Source organism: Pseudomonas sp. GW821-FHT05H12 (assembly GCF_059419385.1).
Map to the genome: position 1 here is coordinate 16,298 of NZ_JBWKRS010000030.1, position 20,585 is coordinate 36,882.

The following is a 20,585-nucleotide window of genomic DNA, read 5'->3' on the forward strand; positions in this document are numbered from 1 at the left end:
TAACTCATTCGTCGGATGGCGCCCCCTCGCCTTCCTGCAAGCGCTGCATCACATAGGCCAGTGCCTTGGCCAGATGCTTCTGCACGGAGCTGTCGGAGATATCCAGGTGCCGGGCCACCTGGGCGTGGGTCATGCCTTCGATGCGGTTCAGGCGGAAGATCTGCTGGGTGCGTTCCGGCAATTCCGCCAGTGCCTGCTTCAATGCCAGTCGCTGTTGCTGCGCCATTGCCTGAGCCTCCAACCCGGCCACTTCATCTTCAATCTCGGCCAGCGCCTCATGGGGCACGGAGTCTGTCTTGCGCCGCGCTTCCTGGCGAATATGGTCGATCAGCAGATTGCTCGCCGTTCGATAGAGATAGCCCTGGGAATTGTCGATGCGCTCGCCGGCCGGTTTTTCCGCCAGGCGCAGGAAGCTCTCCTGCACCAGGTCTGCGGCCAACTGCGGGTCCCGTACCTTGCGCGCCAGATACCCGCGCAGGGTATCGGCATGCTTGAGAAACAGGCCTTTGAGATCCACGTCCGACAAACCGACTCCCTGGAATGTTAAGGAAACAGGCCGGCATAGTAAGCGTTGTCGAGAATGATTTTCAATTGATATCTAATCTGATCCTGCCGTGGGAACCGTCTGAATATCGGTTCGGTAATCGAACACATCCGCCGCGATCAATTGACCAAATTAACCAACCAGTACATTTTATCTCCACAACTAACAAGAACTGTGGAGACTCCCTTATGCCGCCTATCGTGCTGGTGCTCAACGGCCCCAACCTCAACCTGCTCGGCACCCGCGAGCCCGCCACCTACGGCCATGAAACCCTGGCCGACATCGCCGCCTTGTGTGGGCGCAGTGCGGAAAAACTCGGGCTGAAAATCGAATTCCGCCAGACCAACCACGAAGGTGAATTTCTCGACTGGATCCACGGCGCCCGCGCCCGCTGCGCCGGTATCGTGATCAACCCGGCCGCCTGGACCCACACCTCAGTGGCCATCCGCGACGCGCTGGTGGCCAGTGAAGTGCCGGTGATCGAAGTGCATTTATCCAACGTGCATGCGCGTGAGGCGTTCCGGCACCACTCCTTTGTTTCGCCAATCGCCAAGGCCGTACTGGCCGGGTTCGGCAGCCATGGTTATCACCTGGCCCTGGAACATTTCAGCCACACCTTGAAAGGGTGAGCCCGATGAAACCGCGCATCCTCGCCGGCTTGATCGGCGCCGGCATCCAGGCGTCCCGCACACCCGTGCTGCATGAACAGGAAGGTGACGCCCAGGGCATGCGCTACCTGTATCGCCTGATCGACCTGGAGCCCCTGCACCTTAATATCAACGCCCTGCCCGACCTGCTCGACGCCGCCGAACTGATGCACTTCACCGGGCTGAACATTACCTACCCGTGCAAGCAGGCCATCCTGCCGTTGCTGGATGAACTGTCTGACGAGGCGCGCGGCATTGGCGCGGTCAATACGGTGGTGTTCAGGGATGGCAAACGCATCGGGCACAACACCGACTGCCTGGGGTTCGCCGAGGGTTTTCGCAGGAACCTGAGCGATGTGGCACGCCAACGCGTGGTGCAGATGGGCGCTGGCGGTGCAGGCGCAGCAGTGGCCCATGCGCTGCTGGCCGAGGGGGTGGAACAGTTGAGTATTTTTGACGTGGACGCCAGCCGTGCCCGCGACCTTGTGGATAACCTCGCCCGGCGCTTCGGTGCCGGGCGTGCCCAGGTGGGCAGCCATCTGGAAAACGCCATGGCCGAGGCCGATGGCCTGGTGAACACCACGCCGATGGGCATGGCCAAGCTGCCGGGCACACCGGTGCCGTCGGGCTTGCTACGCGCCGAGTTGTGGGTGGCGGAGATTGTGTATTTCCCGCTGGAAACAGAACTGCTGCGCGACGCCCGCGCCTTGGGTTGCCGCACGTTGGATGGCGGCAATATGGCGGTGTTTCAGGCGGTGAAGGCGTTTGAGTTGTTCAGTGGCGAAGTGCCGGATGCCGACAGGATGCTGGCGCACTTTCAAAGCCTGAACACCTGACTGACGAAACCGGTTCAAAAACTGTGGGAGCTGGCTTGCCTGCGATGGCGGTGTTTCAGACAGCTGATGGATAGCTGACACACCGCTATCGCAGGCAAGCCAGCTCCCACATTGAGTGGATTTCAAGCCGAGACCTTCACGCCTGCAAGTACCGCATCACCGACTCACAAATCATGTCCCGATGCCGCTGCTTGACCGCCTCGTCCGACAATTCAATCTGAAAGATCTCACTGAACGTATGGCGGTTGGACACCCGGTAAAAGCTGAATGAGTTGATCAGCAGGTGCACGTCCAGCGGCTCCAGCCCCTCCCGAAACAACCCCATCTCGGCGCCACGCTGCAAAGTCGCGCCCAACGCTTCAAGGATGTTGCTGTTCATCGCCTTGATCGCGTCCGAGCGCTTCACGTACTCGGCATTGTGGATGTTTTCGATGCTCACGATGCGCACGAAATCCACATTCTGGTCATGGTGATCAAAGGTGAACTCCACCAACCGGCGAATCGCCTCGCGGGGCTCAAGCGCCGTGAGGTTCATGCGGGTTTCGGTGTTGCGAATGTCGCCGTAAAGCTTCTCCAGCACCTCGACGTACAACTGTTCCTTGCTGCCGAAGTAGTAATAGATCATGCGCTTGGAGGTGTGGATACGCTCGGCGATCGCGTCCACGCGAGCGCCAGACAAACCCTGCTGGACAAACTCGACAATGGCTTCCTGGAGAATGTTTTCGCGGGTCTTTTCCGGGTTGTTCTTACGACTCTTGCGCGGTGCGTCTGACACTGCGGGGAGTTCGGGACTCGAGGTCATGGTGCGCTCACGGCCATTGTTATGCAGGCGCTGATTATGGGCCGCGATGCTTCCCGAAGGAAGCACCTGGCCAGCCCTTATAAACGCGCTTGGCGCACTGCGCCGCTGCGGGACTTGGCCATGGCCGCCAGGCGCACGGCCACGTTGGCCGCGCCGTAGCCGGCATAGCCGCCCTTGCGCTGGATGATCTCGAAGAAAAACCGCCCTTCGAACGGCTCGGTGTACACATGAAACAACTCACCGCCCTGGGCGTCGCGGTCGTACAACACGTTGTAGTACGCCAGCTCGCTGAGGAACTCGTCGTCAAAATCAAAGCGCGCCGCGAGGTCGTCGTAGTAATTGAGCGGGATATCCAGCAGCGGCACGCCCGCCTCTTTGGCCCGGCGCACCTCGGCGAAAATGTCCGCGCAATCGAAGGCAATGTGGTGCACGCCCGAGCCGCGATAGCTCGACAGCGCGTGGGAAATCGCCGTGTTGCGGTTCTCGGAAATATTCAGCGGCAGGCGGATCGAGCTGCAACGGCTGCGCAGGGCACGGCTTTTCACCAGGCCGTACGGGTCGGGCAGCACCACTTCATCATCGGCCTCGAAATCCAGCAGGCTCTTGTAGAACAGCACCCAGCTGTCGAGGCTGTCGGCCGGCAGGGCCATGGCCATGTGGTCGATGCGCAGCAGGCCGCCACTGGAGGCCGTCGCCGGTTGCAGGTTGAAGTCGGTGTCGTACAGCGAACCTTCGGACGAATCCACCAGATAAATCAGGCTGCCATCCGGCGCACGCACCGCTGCCAGTTCCAATTCGTTGGGCCCGACCAGCCCGCGATACGGCTGGCCTTTGTAGGCCACCGCGCGCTCCAACGCCTTGGCGCTGTCCTTGACCCGAATCGCCGTGGCACACAACGACGGCCCGTGGGCCTCGAAAAAATTGTGGGCGAAGGAATACGGCTCGCAGTTGAGGATCAGGTTGATATCGCCCTGGCGCAACAAACTCACACTCTTGGAACGGTGCTGCCCGGCCTTGACGAAACCCAAGCGCTCCAGCCATTGCGTCAGCTTGGCGCCCAGGCTTTCATCCACGGCAAACTCAAGGAACTCGATGCCGTCGTAGTCGCTGGCGGCTGGGGTTTCAAACAGGATGTCCGCCGGCGTGGCCGGTTGCTCCTGCGCCAGGCGTTCGCGGGTCTTTTCTTCCAGGTACAGCAGCGAGCGCAAACCATCCGCCGCATTCGCCCGCGTCGGTGCTGCGCGGAAGCCGTCGTTGAAAATTTCCAGGGACAGCGGCCCGGTGTAGCCACTCTGGATGATCGGCGCGAGGAAGCCCGCCAGGTCGAATTCGCCCTGCCCGGGGAAGCAGCGAAAATGCCGGCTCCACTCCAGCACGTCCATGGCCAGGATCGGCGCGTCGGCCATTTGCACAAAGAAAATCTTGTCGCCGGGTATCTGGGCGATGCCACTCGGGTCGCCCTTGAGCGATAAGGTGTGGAAGCTGTCGAGCAACACGCCCAGGCTAGGGTGATCGACTTGGCGCACCAAGTTCCACACCTGCTGCCAGGTGTTCACATGCTTGCCCCAAGCCAGCGCCTCATAGCCGATGCGCAAGCCTCGGCGCCCGGCGTGCTCGGCCAGCAGGCTGAGGTCATCGAGTAAAATGCGTTCGTCGCCCACCGAATCCGCCGAGGCATTGCTGCACACCAGCACCAGGTCGGTACCCAGCTCCTGCATCAGGTCGAACTTGCGTTCGGCGCGTTCCAAGTTGCGCGCCAGGCGGTCGCGGCGGCACCCTTCGAAGTCACGGAAGGGTTGGAACAGGGTGATGGCAATGCCCAAGTCAGCGCACATCTGCCTAACTTCCCGGGGGCTGCCGTCGTAATACAACAAGTCATTTTCGAAGATCTCGACGCCGTCAAACCCGGCGGCGGCAATGGCTTCGAGCTTTTCCGGCAGGGTGCCGCTCAAGGAAACGGTGGCAATGGAACGTTGCATGGGGCGACTCCCGGCAATTGTTATTTACGGCAAATTATTGGCCCCAGCTTTACACACAGCAATTAAAATGTACGAACCGGTTAGTTTTTGGTGCGATTATCGAACACTATGCCCCTTTGGCGAATTGACGATTTTTTAACCGCTGCGCACCATCGATTCAGCAACAAGACCCAGAACACACCATAAAAATTTCAAAAAACGGGTACGACCTCATGCCTTCGCAAAACTCCGTCCTGGCCGCGCGCCCGGGCAACCCGCACGCCGGCATCGGCGACAAGATCCGCGGCGCCCTGGCCGTGGGTAAAACTCGCTGGGGCATGCTGGCCCTGGTGTTCTTTGCCACCACCCTGAACTACATCGACCGCGCCGCCCTGGGCGTGATGCAACCGATCCTCGCCAAGGAAATGAGCTGGACGGCGATGGACTACGCCAACATCAACTTCTGGTTCCAGGTGGGCTACGCGATTGGTTTTGTGCTGCAAGGCCGGTTGATCGACCGGGTCGGCGTGAAACGCGTGTTCTTCTGCGCGGTGCTGCTGTGGAGCCTGGCCACCGGCGCCCACGGCCTGGCCACCTCGGCAGTCGGCTTCATGGTCTGCCGCTTTATCCTCGGGATCACCGAGGCGGCCAACTACCCGGCCTGCGTCAAGACCACGCGGTTGTGGTTCCCGGCCGGTGAACGCGCCGTGGCCACCGGCATCTTCAACGCCGGCACCAACGTCGGTGCGATGATGACGCCCATGTTGCTGCCGTTGATCCTGCACGTGTGGGGCTGGCAAGCGGCGTTCCTGTGCATGTCGGCACTGGGCGGGATCTGGCTGGTGTGCTGGGGCCTGAAGTACTTCAACCCCGAAGACCACCCTACCGTTAAACAATCCGAACTGGACTACGTGCAACAGGAAATCGAACCGGAACAACCCCGCGTCCCGTTCAGCCGTATCCTGCGCATGCGCGGCACCTGGGCCTTCGCCCTCGCCTATTCGATGACCGCGCCGGTGTTCTGGTTCTACCTGTACTGGCTGCCGCCGTTCCTGAACCAGCAATACAACCTGGGCATCAACGTGACGCAGATGGGCATCCCGCTGATCATCATTTACCTGACGGCCGACTTTGGCAGCGTGGGCGGTGGGATTCTGTCGTCGTTCCTGATCGGCCGTGGCATGAACTCGATCAAGGCGCGCCTGTTGTCGATGCTGCTGTTCGCCTGCTGCATCGTCGGCGTGATCATGGCGGCCGGTTCCAGCCAGTTGTGGGTCGCGGTGTTCGCCATCTCCCTGGCCATCGGTGCGCACCAGGCCTGGACCGCCAACATCTGGAGCCTGGTGATGGACTACACGCCCAAGCACATGATGAGCACGGTGTTCGGCTTTGGCGGGATGTGCGCGGCCATCGGCGGCATGTTCATGACCCAGATCGTCGGCCACATCCTCACTGTGACGAACAACAACTACACCGTGTTGTTCACCCTGATCCCGGCGATGTACTTCATTGCGCTGACCTGGATGTACTTCATGGCGCCGCGCAAGATCCCTACCGTAGACGTCTGAGCTACCCCCTGAGCTATTTGCGCCGCTGCTGCCAGGCAGCGGCCAACCCGCTCATGCAGATCACCCCGATGCCGACCACCGTGGTCACGTCGGGGGTATGGTTGAACACCAGCCAGCCCAACAGCCCCGCAAACACGATCTGGCAATAGCCGAACGGCGCCAGCAAGGCCGGCGCCGCGAAGCGGAACGCCTGGGTCAACATCAAGTGGGCGGTCATCCCGCAGGTGCCCAGCGCCAGCATCAATGCAGCGTGCCACAGGGTCGGGATTTGCCAGAAGAACGGCACCATCGCACTCATTACCAAGGTGTTGCACAGGCCGGCGAAGAAGTTGCTGGTGGTGGGCGTGTCGTATTGGCTGAGGATGCGTGTGAGCAACTGGTAGAAGCAGAAGAACAGCGCTGAACACAGCGGCAGCAGCACCGCCGGGGTGAACAGCTCGCCACCGGGGTGGATGATGATCAGCACGCCGACAAAGCCGCAGATCACCGCCAGCCATTGGCCGCGTGTCACGTGCTCACCGAGCAGTGGCACCGAAAGCGCCGTCACCAGGATCGGCGCCAGGAAGTTCACCGCAGTGGCTTCTGCCAGCGGGATGTAATGCAGCGCCGCCGTGAAGAACAGGCTGGTGCCCAGCAGGCACAAGGCCCGCACCACCTGCATCCCCGGCCGCTTGCTGCGCAACACACGCAGGCCCGATTGCGGCAGGAAGATCCCGGCCATCAACAGCGTGTGCACCAGGTAGCGCGCCCACACCACCATCACGATCGGGTAGAACCCGGCCAGGTATTTGGACAAGGCGTCGTGGCTGGAAAACAGAAACGTCGCCAGCACAATCAGCAAGATGCCTTTGAACGGATGGTTGACGCCGGAAAGCGGTGTGCTGACAGTCATTGAATTCTCTTGCATGGCAGGCTGAACGCTGAGCACTGAACGTGGCAGCACTCAACCCGGTAATCTAGCAGCCGCGCCTGTGTGCGCCCCAAGAGCATAACCAAACACTGGGCGAACAGCGCACTAAATCACGGGATTCGAGTCCAACGCTGCACGTTTGCCCCCGCATTGTGCACTTTTTAACCAAGGCCTTGCCGCTATGAAAAAAACACTCTTCGTTCTTTCAGCCCTTGCCCTGCTCACCGCCTGTAACAAGGAGGAAGCACCCGCCCCCAAACCGGCCCCTGCGTCGGTGCAAGCCACCCTGGTGCCGGCCAACCCGCCCACCGACAAATGGGTGGGCAAATGGGTGGGCGTGGAAGGCCTGAACCTGACCATCGCCAAAGACGACAGCATCGGCCGGGGTCATTACATCTTGACCATGCAGTACGGCCTCGACGCCGACGACTCCGGCACCTTCAAGGGCGAAGCCAATGAAGATGGCATCGCCTTTACCCGTCCGGACGGCCCGCAACAATTGACCGCCGGCGACGGCGAAGCCACCGGTTTGAAATGGCTGGCGGATAAAAAGGATTGCCTGGTGGTCGACACCGGCGAAGGTTACTGCCGCGACTGATCCGGCTGCAAAGCTGACACAACTTTCATCTGGCCCCTCTGCCGGCACGGACTGACAGCAGCGATACTACGCAGCTCTCGTACCTGTCGGACAGCCGGGCTGGCGCCATGCCCACGCACCAACAACAATGTTTTTCAGGTTCATCGAGAGGATTGCCCCATGCTATGGAAAAAAGGCCGACGCAGCGACAACGTGGTGGATGCCCGTGACGACAGTGGCGGCGGGGGTGGCGGCATGCGCTTTGGCGGCGGCAAGGGCCTGAGCCTTACGGCCATCGTGCTGATCGTCGGCATTGGCTGGCTGACTGGCCAGGACCCGCTGCAGATCCTCGGCCAGTTGACCGGCCAGATGGAACAGGCGCCCTCGGTGAGCACGCAGACCCGCCAGGCACCACCGGCCAACGATGAACAGGCTGACTTTGTACGCGCGGTGCTGGGCGACACCGAAGACACCTGGGGCCAGGTGTTCAAGGAGAACGGCCTGACCTACAAGAACCCGAAACTGATTCTCTTCCGGGGCCGGGTCAATTCCGCCTGCGGTGGCGCTACCTCAGCCAGCGGCCCGTTTTATTGCCCGGCCGACCAACAGGTGTACCTGGATCTGGATTTCTTCCGGGAGATGTCACAACGCTTCAAGGCTGCGGGCGACTTTGCCCAGGCTTATGTGATCGCCCACGAAGTCGGGCATCACGTGCAAACGCTGCTGGGCATTTCGGCCAAGATCCAGGCCGCACGCCAACAGGGCCGGCAGATGCAAGGCGACGGCGGCCTGCTGGTACGCCAGGAGCTGCAAGCCGACTGTTTTGCCGGTGTGTGGGCCAACCGTGCGCAGAAACGCCTGAACTGGCTGGAGCCCGGCGACATTGAAGAAGCACTGAATGCGGCCAACGCCATCGGCGATGACCGTTTGCAGCAACAGGGTCAAGGGCGTGTAGTGCCCGACTCGTTTACCCACGGCACCTCGGCACAGCGGGTTCGTTGGTTCAAGACCGGCTTTGCGGGTGGCCAGATCACTCAATGCGACACCTTTACGGCGAAGAGTCTTTAAATGAATAAACGATTGGGATTGCTGCTGGGTTTGATGTTGTCCTGCTCCACCGCCACCTGGGCCGCCGAGAAAGAGCATGGGGTCAAGGTGGTCAGCCCCGATCGTTTTCACCTGGATGCCGGCGACCTCAGCCTGGGCTTGAGCCAGGACTGGAACCAACCGCTGCCGCAGGTCACCCGCGCCCTGATCATCGTGCACGGGCGCCTGCGCAACGCACAGACCTACCTGCAAAGCGGCGAAGACGCGGCCGAACACGCAGGCCAGGCCGCCAACACCCTGGTGATCGCACCGCAGTTCCTGAATGAGCTGGATATCAAGCGCAACCACCTGGACAACGGGGTGCTGCGCTGGAACGGCAACGACTGGATGGCTGGCGAGCCGTCCACCGGCCCGGGCCAGATCAGTTCCTACGGCGCCCTCGACCAGATCATCAAACACCTGGGCAACCGCAAGCTGTTCCCGGCCCTGAAAGAAATCGTGGTCGCCGGCCACTCCGGCGGCGGCCAGGTGGTGCAGCGTTTCGCCCTCACCGGCCACGACCACCCGATGCTGCAAACCGAAGGCATCAGCCTGCGGTATGTGGTGGCCAATCCATCGTCCTACGCCTACTTCACGCCGCAGCGCCCAGTGAAGTTTGACGTCGCCAGTTGCCCAGGCTTCAACGATTGGAAATACGGCATGCAAAACCTGCCGGCCTACGCCAAGGGCCAAAGCGCCGAGCAGCTGGAACAGGCTTACGTGTCACGCAACATCACCTACCTGCTGGGCCAGCAAGACACCGACCCGAACCACCCGGCACTGGACAAGAGCTGTGCGGCCGAAACCCAGGGCGCGTACCGCCTGATTCGCGGGCACAACTACTTCGACTACCTCAAGCAACGCCACCCGCAACTGACACACAAACTGGTGGAAGTGCCAGGCGTTGGGCACAACGGGGATGGGATGTTTACTTCGCCTGAAGGGCAGAAGGTCCTCTTCGGGAAATAACTGACACAACCGGATCAAAAATGTGGGAGCTGGCTTGTGTGGGAGCTGGCTTGCCTGCGATGGCATCACTTCGGTCTATCAGCCATACCGAGGTGATGCCATCGCGGGCAAGCCCGGCTCCCACACAAGCCAGCTCCTACAGGGTCAGTGTTCGATCATTCGGCGCAAGGCCAAGCAGTCTTCTGCATGCCAATCCACCAGCTCCGGCCACGGGTTCTCCGGCAGGTTGACCAGCACCGTGTGCGTCCCCGCTGCCCGGCCGCAGTCCAGGTCAAAGCGGTAGTCACCCACCATCACCATCGCGCTCGGCGCTACATCCCAGGCTGCCGCCAGTTTCAGCAGGCCATCCGGATCGGGCTTGGGTTGCGCATCATCACGCCCCAACACGTCCTCGACCGCAAAACAGTCCGCCAGGCCAATCGCTTGCAGGGTGATGTGGGCCAATTCCCGCGCATTGCGCGTCAGGATGCCCAGGCGATAACCGCGCCCCGCCAGCTCGCGCACCAACTCCACCGCGCCTTCGGCGGCGACGGAACCCAGCGCCAGCTCACGTTCGTGCTCCAGCAACCAGGCATGCTTGGCCGCCGCCACATCGGCAGGCAATGCCGCCAGATGGGTGAGGATGTCGTCTTCGGGCGGAATCTCCAGCGCCACGCGAATGGCCGCAAAATCATGCACGGCCACCGTGAGGGTGCCGTCCATGTCGAAAACCCAGTGCTTAACGTCCGCCAGGCTCATGCCCAATCCTTGCGATGGCGGATCAAGCCTTCCTGGGTCACCGACGCCACCAGTTGCCCGGCGCGGTTGTACACGCTGCCCCGGGAGAACCCACGGGAGTTGCCGGCCCACGGGCTGTCCATGGCATACAGCAACCAGTCATCGGCACGCAGGTCAGCGTGGAACCACAGCGCATGGTCGAGGCTGGCGACCTGCATGTCTTTCTGCCACACCGTCTTGCCGTGGGGCAGCAGCGAGGTGGTCAGCAGACCGAAGTCCGAGGCGTAGGCCAGCAAGTATTTGTGCAGCGCCGGCGAATCGGCCAGCGCGCCATCGGCCCGAAACCACACGTACTTCACCGGGTCGGACGGCTGCGGGTTGAACGGGTCTTTCTCGGTCACCGGGCGCACTTCGATCGGCTTGGGGCACAGCAGCTTGTCGCGCATGTGCTCAGGGATCAGGTACGCACGTTGCTGGGTCAGCTCCAGCTCCGACGGCAGGTTCTCCGGACCGACCACCACGGGCATGGTGGTCTGGTGCTCGAAGCCTTCTTCGTCGTATTGGAACGAGGTGGTGCAGGTGAAAATCGGGTGGCCCTTCTGGATCGCCGTGACCCGCCGCGTGCTGAAACTACCGCCATCACGCACGCGGTCCACCGAATACACCACCGGCAAGGCGGCATCGCCGGGGCGCAGGAAATAGCCGTGCAGGGAATGCACGTGCCGCGCCTCTTCTACGGTCTGGCTGGCAGCCGACAGCGACTGGCCAAGCACCTGGCCGCCGAACAGTTGGCGAAAACCCAGGTCCTGGCTGCGGCCGCGAAAGAGGTTTTCCTCGATCGGCTCCAGGGTCAGCAAGTCCACTAGGTCTTCCAATACTTGGCTCATAGAGCAACTCCTAAAATCTACGGGGCATTCCGGGCTGCCTATCCGTGCAGCGTGTCCAACCATTGGGCGCGGGTGATGCGGTACAACACATGATGGCGCAGCGGGTCATCGGCTGCGACCTTGGGGTGTTCAAAATCTGCCTGGGGATCGTAATGCATACCGATGGCCTGCATGACTTTTTGTGATGGCAGATTGGACTCGGTGGTAAACGCGAGGATTTCATCCAGCTGCAACCGGTCGAAACCACAGCGCAAAGCCGTCCACGCCGCTTCGCTGGCATACCCCAGGCCCCAGTGTTCACGGGCCAGGCGCCAGCCGATCTCCACCGCAGGGGTGAAGCCCGCTTCGAAGCTGACATTCTGCAGCCCGGTCAGGCCGATAAACTCGCCCGTGTCCTTGCGCTGCAAGGCCCAGAAACCAAAGCCGTATTCCGCGAAGTGCCCACGTATGCGCCCGATCAATGCGGCGCTTTCGAGGTGGCTCAGCTTGGCCGGGAAATAGCGCATCACCTGCGGGTCGGCGCACATGCGCGCAAATTCCGGCAGGTCGCTGTCGCGCCATTGGCGCAGCACCAGACGTGCACTTTCCAATTCCAGTATCGGCTCCATGGGTCCCCTCCCTTGCCATGTGCGTGAGTGTACAACGCGGGTAAGATGCGTCGCAGGTTCCTGTCAGAAAATCCCATGCCCCTGCCCCTGATCTACCACGACGACTACAGCCCCGAGTTTCCGGCAGACCACCGGTTCCCCATGGACAAGTTTCGCCTGCTGCGCGATCACCTGGTGGACAGCGGCCTGACCGAAGACAGCCAATTGCTGCGCCCGCAGCTATGCCCGGCAGAGATTCTGGCCCTGGCTCATGACTCTGCGTATATCGAACGCTACATGGGCGGCGAGTTGTCCCGCGAAGACCAACGGCGCCTCGGCCTGCCCTGGAACGAAGCGCTGGCCCGACGCACGGTGCGCGCCGTGGGCGGTTCCATCCTGGCCGCCGAAAAGGCACTGGAACACGGCCTGGCCTGCCACTTGGCGGGCGGCACCCACCATGCCCACTACGACTACCCGGCCGGCTTTTGCATCTTCAATGACCTGGCGGTGATCAGCCATTACCTGCTGGCCAGCGGCCGGGTCAACCGCGTGCTGATCTTCGATTGCGACGTGCACCAGGGCGACGGCACCGCACGCATTCTCCACGACACGCCGGACGCCATCACCGTGTCGCTGCACTGCGAAAAGAACTTCCCGGCGCGCAAGGCCCAGAGCGATTGGGACATTCCCCTGCCCATGGGCATGGGCGATACCGACTACCTCAAGGTGGTCGACGACGCTCTCAACTACCTGTTGCCGCTCTACCAGCCCGACCTGGTGCTGTATGACGCGGGCGTGGACGTGCACAAGGATGACGCCCTCGGTTACCTCAAGCTGACCGACGCAGGCGTCGCCGCCCGCGACGAAAGCGTGATGCGCCACTGCCTGGGCCGCGACATCCCGGTGATGGGCGTGATCGGCGGCGGCTACAGCAAGGACCGCCCGGCCCTGGCCCGCCGCCATGGCATCCTGCACCACAGCGCACAACGGGTGTGGACGTCATCAGGCTGTCACTGAACTGTGGGCGTTACCCACAATGCCTGTGGAACCACCTGTGGATAACTTGAGCGTAAGCACCTGAGAGCAAGAAGGCGCATGGCCTGCAAGAAACTGTACGTTTTTTGACCACACACTTTTCCACAACCGTGAAACGTTGTGGAACATTCGACCTGTTCCAGATTTGCAACAAAACTGCCGCACGCCGCCGTCACCCTGAACACCTTCCCGTATTCAGAGTACCCGGCGATGGCTACCTACAAGATCGGCACCGTGACAAACCCCGGCAATGACGACGCCTTGAAAAAGGTCGCGGCCACCTTCGAAACCGCCATGGCCCGCGCCGTGGCGGGTTTCAAGGACACGGCCAAGCCCGGCAATTTCAAGGTGCTGGCCAGCGGCGTGACCGACAACACCAAAGACCAGAAAATCGCCGCCGTCATGGCCACCGGCGATCAAGAGGCGATCAAACGCCTCAACGATCCTAACCTCGCCGACATCAGCAACACCGGCGTGCCCCTGGCGGACATCGCCAGCATCACCAAGATTTCCGACAACGTGCTGGACCTCAAGACCCGCGACGGCCAGGACATTGTCATCATCAAGCAGATGACGCCCTACCTGTTCGACGGCATGGCCGGCAAGGTCGACGCCGTCAACGCGCTCAATGCCAGCAAGGCCGACGGCTACCGCATCGCCCAGGCCGGCGATACCGCGCCGGGGTTGGCTGACTACAAGGGCATCGGCCCTGTGGATGAAATCGGCCCGGGCTTTATCCGCTACGAGACCGTCTCGGGCGACAAGGTGGTGGTCAGCCGCGAGGTAAACCCCGACCTGTACAACCAGGTGGCCGGCGACGGCCAGACCTGGGGCCTGATCAACGACAGCAAGAACGCCGGTTACACCCTCGCCGACGCCAGCGAATCCGGCAGCGTCAGCCTGGTAGGTACCCCGGAAGAACTCGGCCACGGCCTGATCCGTTATGAAACGGCGTCCGGCGACAAGGTGATCGTGTCCCAGGCCATCAGCCCCGACCTGTATGCCTCGGTGGTCAAGGAATCCAACGGCATCTTCAATGTGGGCGGCGCCGTCGACACCAACTGGATCGACAACTCCCAATACGCCAACCCCAAGGACTGGGACAAGATCGTCGGCAACACCAGCGGCACGCCGACCCAGGAAGAACGTGACCTCGACCGCCCACGCGCTGCGGCCAAAATGCTCAGCGACAACTGGGACAAATGGGGCATGCACGACCGCCCCATCGACTTCTCCAACCCACCGGCCGACCTGCCGCCCGAAGCCCAGGCGTGCCTCAAATACCTGGCCGGCAGCCCAAGCCTGATGAACGCCCTGGACAGCGGCGGCCTGGGCGGCAGCGACGGTGTGATTACCCACAGCAACGTCGACAGTTTCGTCAGCCAGTCGAACAAGGATCTGTCGGCCGCCTCCAAGTCCTACAGCACCTTTCTCAGCAAAAACCCGGGAGCCAGCGACCTGGCCAAGGCGAACGCCAAGTCGGCCGCGCTGGTCATGGCCAATATCTCGCTCGTCAGCAGCGCCGGCCCCGCGATGGAAGGCCCCAACCAGCGCGCCAACAACGGCAGCCTGACCACCGACAACCTCAACGCCATCAAGAACGACAGCGGCCTGAGCCCCGAACTCACCGGCGCTGCCGGCTACTGGTCGACCCCGGGCATGATGCGCACCCTCGACATGGCCGGCGACCTGCCCGCCACCGCCACCGCCGACGGCATCACCCAGCAGAAAAACCTCGGTGCCTGGCTGGAAAACCAGGCGCCCACCGACGACCACGGCGTGTTGATGATGCTCAGCAACGCCTCGATCCGCAGCTCGGTGGCCGGTGTCGACACCTCGAAGTTGACCCAGGACGTGCTGCAAAACCCGCAGAACTATGACGGCAAGACCAAGGCCGCCGTGATGCTGGAAATCAGCGACGCCCGTGCGCGCCTGGCCTCCAGCGACAAAGTCGGCGACGGTGACCTGTATGCCGGGATCACCGCCGACAGCGAATATCACCTCAACCCAACCAAATCCAAAGTCGCCGACCAGTTGGACGCGGCCGTCAACCAGTTGGCCGGCGACCCGGACGTGAAGACCTTCATGGCCCAGAACCAGGCCGACGGCATGCGCGACATCGTCAACAGCGACCCGGCGATCAAGACCGAGATGCAGCACTACCAGGACAGCCAGATCAACAGCGGCAACGTGATCAACACCGCTCTGGCGACCAAGGACAGCAATGGCAACCCGGTGTCGCTGATCGACGGGCTGAGCCTGGCCGGCACCGACGCCACCCTCACCGACATGGCCCTGGGCGGTAATGGCACGGTGGACCTGGAGGCCATGGCCGACAAGTCGGGCAAGTCGGCCGAGATTCAGCAGTACTTCCAGGACCACATCGTCAGCGGGCAAGACCTGCAGAACGGCCTGGCCGCGCCGAATGCCGACCCGATGACGGTCATCGGCCAGTACGCGGCCAACGCCTCGTTGCTCAAGGAGTTTCTGGGGGACAAGGTCTCGGCGCAGGACTCCTCCACCGTGCAGCAATACGTCAACCAGGCGGTGTCTGACAGCCTGGTCAACGGCGCCAACGACGACGTGCTCAAAAGCACCTTCGGCGACGCCAACGGCAACTTCGACGAGGCCAAGACCACCGCCATCCTCAACCAGGCCATGGCCGACAATCCGGACATGTTCAAGGACGCCACGGGTGCGCAGATCAAGCCGCAGGATGTGATCTCGCTGATCCGCTCGATGTGGGACGTCAACCGCCAGACCCAGAAGATCAGCGACGTACTGCCCAAGGCTGTGGACGGCCTGAACCTCAACGCCAGCGACGCCTACAAACAGGGGCTGCTGCACATCGGCAGCGCCCTGCTGGCGGGTGGCGTACTGGCGGCACGCTCGGCCACCGGCGGCAACAGCCCGGCCGACAACGCCGGGCGCGTGGCGGCGGGCATGCAGTTCGCCGGCCTGATCACCGAAGGCGGCACCAAATACGCCAAGGAAGCCGGCTACGGCATGGCCTGGAAACCCACGCCGGTTGACCCGAGCAAGCCCCAGGGCATCGGCGACTTCCCCACCGGAAAAATGGTGCAGAACACCGACGGCCTCAACAAACTGGGGAACCTGGGCAAAATCGTCGGCGGCGCCGGCAGCTTTATCGGCGGCGTGTTCGGCCTGATCAGCGGGGTCAACAGCGCGTTCTCCGGTGACAAGCTCAACGCCGGCTTCTCCCTGACCAGCGGCGCCCTCGGCACCGGCGCGGCGGTGGCGTCGATCATCGAAGGCGGCGCCGGCCTGTTTGGCGTGGCCGATGCGGCCGCCATCGCCGGCACCTTCGCCGGTGTACTGGGCTGGGCGGCGGCGGGCGTGGGCATCATCACCTCGTTCGTGTTCCCGATCATCGAGGTGGTCAAGCGCGAGAAACAACAGGACGCGTTCTTCGGCGCCCTGGTGCCCGTGCTGGACAAATATGGCCTCACCGGTGGCCCGATCACCGATTCTGACCGCTCGGACGAGTACCCGCCAAACACCAACACCGGCTTTGCCTGATCCCCGGGCACGCCGTTTCCTGTGGTGGGCGGGCTTGCCCCGCGTCGCGATTGACCAGGCGCTTCACGTTAGCCTGGTACACCGCGGCGCGGGGCAAGCCCGCTCACTACATAAGCACCACAATTGCTTACAATGGGCGCCCTTTTCTTTTGCCCAGGTTTGCTGATGTCCACTTCCTCCTCCCACGTCGCCATTATCGGCGGCGGCCCTGCCGGGCTGATGGCCGCTGAAGTCTTGAGCCAGGCGGGTGTGCGGGTGGACCTGTACGACGGCATGCCGTCGGTGGGGCGCAAGTTCCTGCTGGCGGGCGTGGGCGGCATGAACATCACCCATTCCGAGGCCTACCCGGCGTTCCTGTCGCGCTACGCCGAGCGTGCACCGCACATGGCACCGCTGCTGCGCGCGTTTGGCGCCGAGGCGTTGTGCGAGTGGATTCATGGTTTGGGCATCGAAACCTTTGTCGGCACCTCCGGCCGCGTATTTCCTACGGACATGAAAGCCGCGCCCCTGCTGCGTGCATGGCTAAAACGCCTGCGCGAGCAAGGTGTGGTTATCCACACCCGCCATCGCTGGGTCGGCTGGAATGCCAGCGGCGACTTACTTATCCACAGCCCGGACGGTGAAAAAGCTATCCACAGCGATGCGGTATTGCTGGCCTTGGGCGGTGGCAGCTGGTCGCGGCTGGGCTCTGACGGTGCCTGGCTCAAGCTGCTGGAAGACAAAGGCGTGCCTTACGCGGCGCTGCAACCGAGCAATTGCGGGTTTGAGGTGTCGGGCTGGAGCGAGTTGATGGTCAGCAAATTCGCCGGTGCGCCGTTGAAAAACGTCGCCATCGGTTTGGGCGATGACAAGCCGCGCCTGGGCGAGTGTGTGGTCACGGCCACCGGTATTGAAGGCAGCTTGATCTACGCGCTGTCGGCACCGATTCGCGAAGCGATCAACCGTAACGGCGCAGCGACCGTGCACATCGACCTGTTGCCGAGCAAACCGCTGGATAAGGTACAGGCCGCACTGGCCAAGCCCCGTGGTTCACGCTCGATGAGCAAGCATTTGCACAGCCAGTTGGGGTTGGACGGGGTGAAAGCCGCGTTGCTGCGCGAGCTGGCACCCGCTGAACACTTCAATGACCCGGCGCAGCTGGCCGTGGATATCAAGGCCCTGCCCCTGACCCTGGTGAAAACCCGGCCGATGGACGAGGCGATCAGCACCGCCGGCGGCGTGCCGTTTGAGGCGCTGGATGAGCGGTTGATGCTCAAGCAACTGCCGGGGGTGTTTTGTGCGGGGGAGATGCTGGATTGGGAAGCGCCGACCGGCGGGTATTTGCTGACGGGGTGTTTTGCCAGCGGCCGAGCAGCGGGGCGTGGCGTGTTGGAATGGCTTAACCGCTAAAACACCGATCTTGCCTGCGATGGCGGCCTCGAGATCGCCATCGCAGGCAAGCCAGCTCCCACATTCTGATCTGTGAATACATTCAAAATGTGGGAGCTGGCTTGCCTGCGATGAGGCCTTCAGTCACACCGCACAATCACTTCTTCTTGCGCGGCCCAGTATTAAACACCGGCACCTTGCGCACCGGCTTGATCGACGGCTCAGCCGGCGCCACTTCCCCGCTGTCCACCCACTTGCCCAGGTTGCGCTTGCCGCCACCACCGGATGCCTTTGGCTTCTTCGGTTTCTTCGGCTTCTTCACCACCTGGCCACTGGCATCGGTCTCGGGCACGCGGTGCTCCGGCTCGAACTCCGGCTCCATCTTGCGGGTCAGGGTCTGACGGGTCAGCATCTCGATGGCCGACAGCATGTTCACTTCATCGGCACACACCAGGGAGATCGCCTCACCGGTGTTGCCCGCACGGCCGGTACGGCCGATACGGTGGATGTAGTCCTCAGCCACAATCGGCAGGTCAAAGTTGACCACCAGCGGCAGGTCTTCGATATCCAGGCCCCGGGCCGCCACATCGGTGGCCACCAGGATCTGTACGTCACTGGTCTTGAATCGGTCCAGCGCACGCTGGCGAGTGGCCTGCGGTTTGTCGCCATGGATGCCGTCGGCATTGATGCCCAGGCCTTGCAACTTGTCCACCAGCGCATCCACGCCGTTACGGGTCTTGGCGAACACCAGCACCTGCTTCCAGCGGCCTTTGCGCATCAGGTGCACAAACAGCTCCGGCTTGCGCTTCTTGTCCACCGGCACGATCCACTGCTTGACCGTGTTGGCGGCAACGTTGCGCGGGCTGACTTCGATGCTCAGCGGGTCGTTGAGCATCTGCCCGGCGAGCAGGCGGATGTCATCGGAGAAGGTCGCGGAGAACAGCAGGGTCTGGCGCTTTTTCGGCAGCATGCGGTAGATGTTCGCCAGCTCTTCGGAGAAGCCCAGGTCGAGCATGCGGTCGGCCTCGTCCAGCACCAGGGTTTGCAGCTGGTTGAGTTTCAGCGCGTTCTGGCGGAACAGGTCGATCAGGCGGCCAGGGGTGGCCACCAACACATCAACACCTTTTCGCAGCTTCATCATCTGCGGGTTGATGCTCACGCCACCGTACACCGCGTAGGTGGTCAGCGGCAGGTTCTGGGCGTACTCGGCGACGCTGGCGTGAACCTGCTCGGCCAATTCGCGGGTCGGGCACAGGATCAGCGCACGCACCGAGTTGGGGGCGACTTTCGGCCCTTCCAGGGTCAGCAATTGCAGCAGCGGCACGGCGAAACCGGCGGTCTTGCCGGTGCCGGTCTGGGCGGCGGCCATCAGGTCGCGACCGGCCAGCACGGCCGGAATGGCTTGCGCCTGCACCGGTGTCGGGGTCTGGTAGCCAAGCGTCTCAAGGGCGCGCAGCAAGGGTTCGATCAGGCCAAGGGTGGCGAAAGTCATGTGTTTACCGTAGGAAAAATTCAGCGCAAGTCGCAATGGCGCGGAGTTTACCTTATTTCCGGCTTCGGCTTGCGCCACTGGGGCAAGCCGATCAGCACCACGGCGCTGATGATCACCAACATCGCCAGGGCTTCTTCCTTGCCGATGGTTTCACCGACAAACACAATCCCGAGCAATACCGCCACCGCCGGGTTCACGTAGGCATAACTGGTCGCCGCCGCAGGGCGCACGTGTTTGAGCAGGTACATGTAGGCATTGAACGCGATGATCGAGCCGAACACCGCAAGGTAAGCCAGGGCCAACCAGCCTTCCAGCGGTGGCACGGCGTGCAGCCGCTCACCGGTCAGGGCACTGCCCACCAGCAGCAAGGCACCGGCGATGATCATCTCGGCCGCGCTGGCCATGGCGCCGGCTGGCAGTGGCAAATGCTTGCTCCACACCGAGCCAAAGGCCCAGGAGGCGGCGGCAAACAGCAACAACATGGCGCCGGTCGGGCTCGACTGCAGGTTGGAGCCCATGTTGAGCATGGCGATGCCGATAATCCCCAGCACCACCCCGGCCCATTCCAGGCGTGTGTTGCGTGCGCCCCAGAAATAGCCGCACAACAAGGTGAACAACGGCACCGTCGCCACCGCCAACGCGGCCACGCCGGAAGCAACGCCCGTGTGCTCGGCCACCGTCACCGCGCCATTGCCGAAGGTCAGCAGCAACACGCCGATCTTGGCCGCGGCCTTCCATTGCACCCAAGTCGGCGCCGGCGCCCCGCGCCAGCGCAAGAAGCCATACATCGCGATCCCGGCCACCAGAAAGCGAATCCCGCCCAGCATCAGCGGCGGCCAGTATTCCACGCCAATGCGGATCACCAGGTAGGTGGATCCCCAAATCACATACAACGCAAAAAAGGCAGCGATCAACGGTAACGGAAAGCGACGTGGGCCAGGCATTGGGCGGCTCTGCGGCAGGGACGGGAGGCTTATTCTAGAAAGGTCGGCCAATAAACATAAGTTACAAAACCTGTTTAAAGCGGCCATACACTTTTCAAAACACGGTTATGAGGGCTAT

The 20,585-nt window shown here is 62.4% G+C and carries 18 protein-coding genes; 9 read left to right on the plus strand and 9 right to left on the minus strand.

Translation table 11 applies throughout. The features are described from left to right. Positions 1-4 precede the first annotated feature (4 nt). Positions 5-526 (minus strand): RNA polymerase sigma factor, encoded by a 522-nt coding sequence (locus AC07SU_RS22980; RefSeq protein ID WP_178919466.1) that lies wholly within the window; start codon positions 524-526, stop codon positions 5-7. Between the two features lie 206 nt (positions 527-732). On the opposite strand from AC07SU_RS22980, the gene aroQ reads away from it, so the two are divergent. After that, entirely contained in the window at positions 733-1,173 is a 441-nt protein-coding gene (gene aroQ / locus AC07SU_RS22985) for a type II 3-dehydroquinate dehydratase (protein WP_494998318.1), read from the plus strand. Positions 1,174-1,178: 5 nt separating this feature from the next. Continuing rightward, on the plus strand, positions 1,179-2,027 hold the full coding sequence (locus AC07SU_RS22990; RefSeq protein WP_494998319.1) for a shikimate dehydrogenase: 849 nt from the start codon (positions 1,179-1,181) through the stop codon (positions 2,025-2,027). Positions 2,028-2,163: 136 nt separating this feature from the next. On the opposite strand, the gene AC07SU_RS22995 is transcribed toward AC07SU_RS22990, so the two are convergent. Both AC07SU_RS22995 and quiC read right to left on the minus strand, forming a co-directional pair. Further along, on the minus strand, positions 2,164-2,829 hold the full coding sequence (locus AC07SU_RS22995) for a TetR/AcrR family transcriptional regulator (RefSeq protein ID WP_176998484.1): 666 nt from the start codon (positions 2,827-2,829) through the stop codon (positions 2,164-2,166). A 77-nt stretch (positions 2,830-2,906) separates the two neighbouring features. Next, complete coding sequence (quiC, locus tag AC07SU_RS23000) at positions 2,907-4,808, minus strand: 3-dehydroshikimate dehydratase QuiC (protein WP_494998320.1); 1,902 nt, start codon at positions 4,806-4,808, stop codon at positions 2,907-2,909. Between the two features lie 212 nt (positions 4,809-5,020). Here quiC and AC07SU_RS23005 point away from each other — a divergent pair, with 212 nt between their 5' ends. Next, complete coding sequence (locus AC07SU_RS23005; protein WP_494998321.1) at positions 5,021-6,355, plus strand: MFS transporter; 1,335 nt, start codon at positions 5,021-5,023, stop codon at positions 6,353-6,355. Between the two features lie 13 nt (positions 6,356-6,368). On the opposite strand, the gene AC07SU_RS23010 is transcribed toward AC07SU_RS23005, so the two are convergent. After that, entirely contained in the window at positions 6,369-7,247 is an 879-nt protein-coding gene (locus AC07SU_RS23010; protein WP_494998322.1) for a DMT family transporter, read from the minus strand. 199 nt (positions 7,248-7,446) lie between these two features. Between AC07SU_RS23010 and AC07SU_RS23015 the strand changes: the two genes are divergently transcribed. The 3 genes from AC07SU_RS23015 (at position 7,447) to AC07SU_RS23025 (ending at position 9,897) form a co-directional block, all read left to right on the plus strand. Further along, a complete protein-coding gene (locus AC07SU_RS23015; protein WP_176998488.1) occupies positions 7,447-7,863 on the plus strand; it encodes a membrane lipoprotein lipid attachment site-containing protein in 417 nt (138 codons plus the stop codon). A 159-nt stretch (positions 7,864-8,022) separates the two neighbouring features. Next, positions 8,023-8,910, plus strand: coding sequence for a KPN_02809 family neutral zinc metallopeptidase (gene ypfJ / locus AC07SU_RS23020; RefSeq protein ID WP_176998489.1), 888 nt, complete (start codon positions 8,023-8,025; stop codon positions 8,908-8,910). Continuing rightward, a complete protein-coding gene (locus AC07SU_RS23025) occupies positions 8,911-9,897 on the plus strand; it encodes an alpha/beta hydrolase (protein ID WP_494998323.1) in 987 nt (328 codons plus the stop codon). It abuts the gene before it with no gap. A 144-nt stretch (positions 9,898-10,041) separates the two neighbouring features. Here AC07SU_RS23025 and AC07SU_RS23030 read toward each other — a convergent pair whose 3' ends face one another. Genes AC07SU_RS23030 through AC07SU_RS23040 form a run of 3 tightly spaced genes read right to left on the minus strand, consistent with a single transcriptional unit; the run spans position 10,042 to position 12,109 of the window. Further along, the gene (locus tag AC07SU_RS23030; RefSeq protein WP_494998324.1) at positions 10,042-10,635 is read right to left on the minus strand and encodes an HAD family hydrolase; all 594 of its coding nucleotides are present in this window, start codon (positions 10,633-10,635) and stop codon (positions 10,042-10,044) included. After that, complete coding sequence (tesB, locus tag AC07SU_RS23035) at positions 10,632-11,501, minus strand: acyl-CoA thioesterase II (RefSeq protein WP_494998325.1); 870 nt, start codon at positions 11,499-11,501, stop codon at positions 10,632-10,634. Before tesB ends, AC07SU_RS23030 begins: the two co-directional genes overlap by 4 nt. A gap of 38 nt (positions 11,502-11,539) precedes the next feature. Further along, positions 11,540-12,109 carry a GNAT family N-acetyltransferase gene (locus tag AC07SU_RS23040; protein WP_176998493.1) on the minus strand — a complete coding sequence of 190 codons (570 nt, stop codon included), beginning with the start codon at positions 12,107-12,109 and terminating at the stop codon, positions 11,540-11,542. Between the two features lie 75 nt (positions 12,110-12,184). Here AC07SU_RS23040 and AC07SU_RS23045 point away from each other — a divergent pair, with 75 nt between their 5' ends. The 3 genes from AC07SU_RS23045 to AC07SU_RS23055 all read left to right on the plus strand — a co-directional run bounded on the left by AC07SU_RS23045 (position 12,185) and on the right by AC07SU_RS23055 (position 18,052). Beyond that, the gene (locus tag AC07SU_RS23045; protein ID WP_494998326.1) at positions 12,185-13,105 is read left to right on the plus strand and encodes a histone deacetylase family protein; all 921 of its coding nucleotides are present in this window, start codon (positions 12,185-12,187) and stop codon (positions 13,103-13,105) included. A gap of 228 nt (positions 13,106-13,333) precedes the next feature. Continuing rightward, positions 13,334-16,663 carry a type III effector HrpK domain-containing protein gene (locus AC07SU_RS23050; protein WP_494998327.1) on the plus strand — a complete coding sequence of 1,110 codons (3,330 nt, stop codon included), beginning with the start codon at positions 13,334-13,336 and terminating at the stop codon, positions 16,661-16,663. A 165-nt stretch (positions 16,664-16,828) separates the two neighbouring features. Continuing rightward, a complete protein-coding gene (locus tag AC07SU_RS23055) occupies positions 16,829-18,052 on the plus strand; it encodes a TIGR03862 family flavoprotein (protein WP_494998328.1) in 1,224 nt (407 codons plus the stop codon). Positions 18,053-18,188: 136 nt separating this feature from the next. Here the strand turns inward: AC07SU_RS23055 and rhlE1 are convergent, their stop codons facing one another. Next, positions 18,189-19,523, minus strand: a complete 1,335-nt coding sequence (gene rhlE1 / locus AC07SU_RS23060) for an RNA helicase RhlE1 (protein ID WP_494998329.1) — start codon at positions 19,521-19,523, stop codon at positions 18,189-18,191. A 47-nt stretch (positions 19,524-19,570) separates the two neighbouring features. Further along, positions 19,571-20,467: a drug/metabolite exporter YedA gene (yedA, locus tag AC07SU_RS23065; RefSeq protein ID WP_494998330.1), complete on the minus strand. Its 897-nt coding sequence runs from the start codon at positions 20,465-20,467 to the stop codon at positions 19,571-19,573. Between the last annotated feature and the right edge of the window lie 118 nt (positions 20,468-20,585).